General features: G+C 63.3%; 2 protein-coding genes. Both read left to right on the top strand.

Annotated features, from left to right (window positions below; translation table 11 throughout):
• Positions 1-38 precede the first annotated feature (38 nt).
• The gene (locus tag AC1D00_RS43310) at positions 39-374 is read left to right on the top strand and encodes an ArsR/SmtB family transcription factor (protein ID WP_027548708.1); all 336 of its coding nucleotides are present in this window, start codon (positions 39-41) and stop codon (positions 372-374) included.
• On the top strand, positions 371-835 hold the full coding sequence (locus AC1D00_RS43305) for an SRPBCC family protein (protein WP_404557831.1): 465 nt from the start codon (positions 371-373) through the stop codon (positions 833-835). Before AC1D00_RS43310 ends, AC1D00_RS43305 begins: the two co-directional genes overlap by 4 nt.
• Positions 836-864: the final 29 nt, after the last annotated feature.

The raw sequence follows: 864 nt of genomic DNA, 5'->3' as shown, positions 1-864 counted from the left end.
GCATTGACTAATGCATTAGCCTTCGCTAATTTATCGGCATGATCGAAGCCGCCCCAAACCCCGTCACCACCGTGATGCGCGCCCTCGCCGATCCGACCCGCCGCGCCGTGTTCGAGCGCGTCTTCGAGAGTAAGGAGATCAGCGTTGCCGAACTGACGCGCGGCAGTGGCGTGACGCAAGGTGCGATCTCGCAGCACCTGAAGTCGCTGAAGCAGGCCGGCCTCGTTGCCGAGCGCGCGGAGGGCCGCAACGTCTACTACCGCGCCGCGCCGCAAGGACTCGAGCCGCTGGTGACCTGGATGGATCATTACGGCGTCTTCTGGCGCGAGCGCTTCCAGAACCTGCGTGACCTCYTGAAGGAGATCGATTCGTGAGTGCTGCCGAGTTGAAAGCTGAAACAAAGGACATCGTCCTCGACGAGGTGTTCCCTCACGTGCCGGAGACGATCTGGAAGGCGTTGACCAGCGCGCAGCTGATCGCGCGCTGGCTGATGCCGCCGACCGGCTTCGAGGCCGTCGAAGGCAAGGCCTTCACGTTCCAGACCAAACCGGGTGGCGACTGGGACGGCGTCATTCATTGCCGCGTTCTGGAGGTCGTGGCCAACAGGCGCCTCGTCTACGCCTGGAAGGGCGGCGACGAGCGCAACACCGGCTATGGCGCACCGCTCGACACCGTCGTGACCTGGTCCCTCACCCCGGTCGAGGCCGGCACGCGGATCCAGCTGATTCATGCGGGCTTCGTGCTGCCCAGGAACGAGAGTGCCTACACGATCATGAGCGGCGGCTGGAAGAAGGTCGTCCGACAGCTCGACGAAATCAGCGGCGAAGACAAGTAAGGAGTCATCACGATGGACAAGCCCTATAC

This window comes from Bradyrhizobium sp. P2_E8, from assembly GCF_056403875.1.
This window is presented reverse-complemented; position numbering and strand designations above follow the sequence as displayed.